Raw genomic sequence first — 4936 nt, forward strand, 5'->3', positions numbered from 1 at the left:
CCGTGGGGGAGTGTGAGGTGGGTCACCGGGGCGATCATGGTGCGCTTGTCGCTCTACCTTTGAGAGGCTGCCGGTGAACCGGATCAAGGGTCGGAAGCTGTGAGGTGGTGGGCAGGTGCTCAGGGTCAACGACATCGACCTGACCGACTGGGAGTTCTGGCGGCGTCCGCACGAGTACCGCCATGAGGCGTTCAAAGCCCTGCGCTGGCATCCCGAATTAGTGCGTTTCGAGGAACCCGACATCGTCATCGTGCCGCAGGGTCCCGGGTACTACGCCCTGACCAGGCACGCCGACGTCGTCGAGGCGTCCCGCCGCCCGGAGGACTTCTGCTCCGGCAAGGGCGCCACCAGCATCTGGGACATGCCGGGCGATCTGCACGAGTACTTCGGCTCGATGATCAGCATGGACGATCCCCGGCACGCCAAGATCAGGCGGATCGTATCCCGGGCGTTCTCCCCGCGCATGATCCAGCGGTTCGAGGACCAGGTCGAGGCCGTCGCCGCCCAGATCATCGAGAACGTTACGGCGGGCGGTGGCACGGGCGACTTCGTCGCGGACATCGCCGCCCGGCTGCCACTGAAGATCATCTGCGACATGATGGGCATCGCCGAGGAGCACTACCGGACGGTCTTCGACGCCACCAACGTCATCCTCGCGGGCAACGACGCCGAGTACCTCCCGTCCGACGACCCCGAGCAGGTCGCGATGGCGCTGCTGGGCGCGGGCGAGACCCTCAAAGGGCTGGTCGAGGAGCTCGGACGGCAGCGCCGCAAGGACCCGGGCGACGATCTCACCTCGGCCCTCGTCAACGCCAACATCGACGGCGAGTCGCTGACCGACCAGGAACTCGGCTCGTTCTTCATCCTGCTGGTCGTCGCCGGCAACGAGACCACCCGCAACGCCATCGCCCACGGCCTCGACCTGTTCACCCACGACCCCGGCCAGCGGGCCCTGCTCACCGAGGACTTCGACGCCCGCATCCCCGGTGCCGTCGAGGAGATCGTCCGGTACGTGTCGCCCGTCATCTGGATGCGCCGCACCGCCACCCGCGACACCACGCTCAACGAGCACGAGATCAAGGAGGGCGACAAGCTGCTCCTGTACTACTGGTCGGCCAACCGCGACGAGTCCGTGTTCACCGAGCCCGAGAAGTTCGACATCCTCCGCGACCCGAACCCGCACGTCGGGTTCGGCGGGCCCGGGCCGCACTTCTGCCTCGGCGCGCACCTGGCGAGGCGTGAGATCACGGTGCTGTTCCGCGAGCTGCTGCGCCGGACGCCAGGCATCCGCGCGTCCGGCGAGCCCGAGCGTCTGGAGTCGAGCTTCATCAACGGCATCAAACGCCTGCTCTACACGTTCTGACGGGTGCGGCCACCAGGCCGGGCGGCGTCGCCGCCCGGCCGCCGGGCCCGCCGGGCGCGTCAGCGCAGCTCGCGCTTGAGGATCTTGCCGGTGGCGGTCATCGGCAGCTCGTCCCGGAACTCCACGATCCGCGGGTACTTGTAGGCGGCGAACTGCTCCTTGCCCCACGCGACCAGCTCGTCCTCGGTGACGGCGGCGCCGGGTGTCCGGATCACGTACGCCTTGATCTCCTCGCCGTGCGACGGGTGCTCGATGCCCACGACCGCGGCCAGCGACACGTCCGGGTGCGTCATCAGGACCTCTTCCAGCTCCCGCGGGTACACGTTGTACCCGCCCCGGATGATCATGTCCTTGGAGCGGTCGATGATGTAGTAGTAGCCCTCGTCGTCGCGGCGGGCCACGTCGCCGGTGCGGAACCAGCCGTCCTTGATCGCGGCGGCGGTCGCGTCCGGACGGCCGTAGTAGCCCTTCATGATGTTGTGCCCGCGGATGGCGATCTCCCCGGGCCCCTCGCCCTCGATCTCCTTCCACTCGTCGTCGATCAGCTTCATCTCGACGCCCCACACGGGCAGGCCGACCGACCCGGGCTTGGTCGGACGGTCCGGACGGTTGAACGACGCCACCGGCGACGTCTCCGACAGGCCGTACCCCTCCAGGATGTCCACGCCGAACTTCTGCTTGATCCCCTTGAGGACCTCCATGGGCAGCGCCGAGCCGCCCGACACCGCGACCCGCAGGTTCTCCCGGATCGTCGCGATGTCCTCGTCGGACGTGTCGTCGGTCAGCAGCCCCCAGTACATCGTCGGGACGCCCGCGAAGACGTTCACCTTCTCCTTGACCATCAGCTCGACGGCCTGCCTGGCGTCGAACCTGGCCTGCATGACGAGCGTCGCGCGACGGTAGAGCCCGACGTTCATCACGCACGTCTGCCCGAAGATGTGGAACAGCGGCAGCGTCACCAGCGACGTGTCGTGCGTCGTCCGGTAGAACAGCGTGTCGTCCACCATGGCGTTCGCCAGCAGGTTGTTGTGCGTGAGCTCCGCGCCCTTCGGCTGACCTGTGGTTCCGCTCGTGTAGATGATGACGGCGGTGTCGTTCGGCTCCGTCTGCTCGGTCTCGAACGTGTTCGGCTGCCCGGCGAGTGCCGCCCAGAACAGTTCGGCCCCCTCGATGGGCGACTCGGCAGCCGCCAGGTCCGCCGGCAGAAGGAAGAGGTGCTCGCAGTTCTCGACCTGCTCGAACCCGGCGTGTCCCATCTGGCCGAGCGGCAGCTCCGGCGTCCCCTCGAAGCAGAACAGCGCCTTCGCGTCGGAGTCGTCCAGGTGGTAGGCGATCTCCCGCGGTTTGAGCAGGACGTTCAGCGGGACGACCACCGCGCCGGCCTTGAGCGCCCCGAAGTACACCATCGGGAAGTAGGGGAGGTTCGGGCAGGACAGGGCCACCTTGTCGCCCGGCTGAACGCCGCGCGACCGCAGCAGGTTCGCGACCTGGTTCGCGACCGAGTCGATGAACGAGTAGGAGAGCCGGATGTCGCCGAACACGACCGCGTCCCGATCGGGCGTCTCCCTGGCGGCGTCCTCCAGCAGCACGGACAGGTTGAGCATGGCACTCCTCGCGCGGAATGGTGACCGGCCGGTTAGTTACCGGTGAGTGTACGAACCGTTCCGCACATCCTGCTCCATCGGCCTCCGCCCGCGCCATCCCCTGGGCTGGGGAAATGCGGGAAAGGCACAGGAACGAGGGGGCGGGGAAGCGGAGGGCCGGGGAGAGAGAGGCTCGGGAGACGGGAGGCGCGAGAGACGAGAGGGCAGGGGGACGGGAGGCCCAGGAAGGGGAAAAGGCCCCGGAATGAGAAGAAGGGCTCGAAAGAAGAAGGGCCCGAAAGAAGGAGGGACCGGGCGGGAGCGCGGTCCCGCCCGGTCCCTCAGGTGCGGGCGACGGAGAGCGACGCGGCCCGCGGAGGATGGTCTGTCAGCTGAACTCCACGTCCGAGCACTGGTAGAAGGCGTTGCCGGTGTCGTGGATGTCCCAAACGGCCAGGATCAGGTGCCTGCCCTGCTTGTTCGGCAGCGTGGCCTGGTGGGAGACGTTGTTCGGCGGCCGCTTGCCGCCGTCGTTGATCTGCAGGAAGGGCTGCGGCTCCAGTGCGGCGCGGGTGAGCTTCTGTGTGGGGTCCCAGCCGTCCTTCGTGATGAAGTACCGCCAGGACGTGGTGGCGTGTGCGGCGGTGAGCGTCCACCTGAAGGTGAAGGACTGGCCGGCCGTGAGCTTGTTCGCGGGCCACTGACCGCCGCGCGGGTCGTCGAGCGGCGCGAACCCGCCCCCGCCGCAGATCGTGCCGTCGCGGGGCCCGCGCTCCGGGAACCCCTTCGGGCCCTCGATGCTCTGCGGTTCGTGCTGCGCGCCGCCGCAGTTCTTCGCGACGCCCTGCTTGCAGAAGAGAGCACGGCTGATGGGAGCGTTGGTGTAGCCGTGCGAGAGGGCGGGCGTGGCGGTCGCCACGGTCAGCCCGGCGGACGCGACGGCCGCGAGGACGAGCGTCCGTTTTCGGGGAGGACGGAGTTTGGCGGGCATACTCGGTCTCCTGGCGGGGGTGGAGGCGACCTTGTTCGGAGTCGGTTGCCACGGTCGGACGGATGGACGGTGTTACGGTGGGAGCCGGAAGGTGTTCTTATAGGAAACCTTCCTATTAGATCGAGGATGAGGGATGGACGCCCATCGCGTCAACCCCCGATTCCGGTCCGGATTGCGGCCCTCCGGACCCGCTGCGAAGTCTCACCACATCCCGGCCCTTGCACCGTTACGATGTGCGGCTTCACCGAGAAAGGCGCGCGATCTTGATCATCTTCGGCTGGCGGGTGGTGTTCTTCACCCTGACCAGGGGAATCTTCCACTGCCCCGACTGCGGCGGCGACCGCGATTACCGGCGACGGCAGGGACGCAACTTCTTCACCCTGTTCTTCATCCCCGTCATCCCGCTGACGAAGACGGGCAGCGAGTTCATCGAGTGCGACACGTGCCACGGGCGCTGGAACCCCGGCGTCCTCGACGTGCCGACCACCGCGCAGCTCGCCCAGATGCCGGCGATGCTCCTGCGCATGGCCATCGCCCAGGTCCTGCGCTCCGGCGACTACACCAACGCGGCCGCCCGCTCGCGCGCCGTCGCCGTCGTCCGGCAGGCCGGCGAGCCCGCCTACGAGGACGCCGCCCTGAACGCCGACCTCGGCCGCCCGTTCGAGGAGGTCCGCGTCGAGATGGGCCGCGCCGCCTCGGCCCTCGCACCCGAGGCGCGCGAGAGCATCCTGCGCGCCGCCGCCGAGATCGCCCTCGTGGACGGCCCGCTCACCGTCTCCGAGGAGGAGACGCTGTCGGCCGTCGGCGCCGACCTGCAGCTCACCCGCGTCCAGGTGACCGGCGTGATCTCCCTGGCCCGGCAGGAGTCCGGCCACTGAGCCGCCGCCCCGCCCCCGGCCTGCCGCTTGTACACATCTCCGCGCCCACGAGACCCTAAGCCATCCCGTATGCCGTCTTCTGCCTGAAAAAAAAAAAACATGGCTTCGGCGGAGCTGGCGG

Annotated in this window: 4 protein-coding genes; 2 read left to right on the plus strand and 2 right to left on the minus strand. The window is 68.4% G+C overall.

Translation table 11 applies throughout. From position 1 onward, the window contains the following. Positions 1–115: 115 nt before the first annotated feature. Complete coding sequence (locus ETD83_RS39335; protein ID WP_138650305.1) at positions 116–1363, plus strand: cytochrome P450; 1248 nt, start codon at positions 116–118, stop codon at positions 1361–1363. A gap of 59 nt (positions 1364–1422) precedes the next feature. On the opposite strand, the gene ETD83_RS39340 is transcribed toward ETD83_RS39335, so the two are convergent. Next, complete coding sequence (locus ETD83_RS39340; protein WP_138650306.1) at positions 1423–2967, minus strand: long-chain-fatty-acid--CoA ligase; 1545 nt, start codon at positions 2965–2967, stop codon at positions 1423–1425. 367 nt (positions 2968–3334) lie between these two features. Then, entirely contained in the window at positions 3335–3937 is a 603-nt protein-coding gene (locus ETD83_RS39345) for a lytic polysaccharide monooxygenase auxiliary activity family 9 protein (protein WP_138650308.1), read from the minus strand. 263 nt (positions 3938–4200) lie between these two features. Between ETD83_RS39345 and ETD83_RS39350 the strand changes: the two genes are divergently transcribed. Further along, on the plus strand, positions 4201–4815 hold the full coding sequence (locus tag ETD83_RS39350) for a TerB family tellurite resistance protein (RefSeq protein ID WP_138650310.1): 615 nt from the start codon (positions 4201–4203) through the stop codon (positions 4813–4815). Positions 4816–4936: the final 121 nt, after the last annotated feature.

This window comes from Actinomadura soli (assembly GCF_005889715.1).
Classification (GTDB): domain Bacteria; phylum Actinomycetota; class Actinomycetes; order Streptosporangiales; family Streptosporangiaceae; genus Spirillospora; species Spirillospora soli.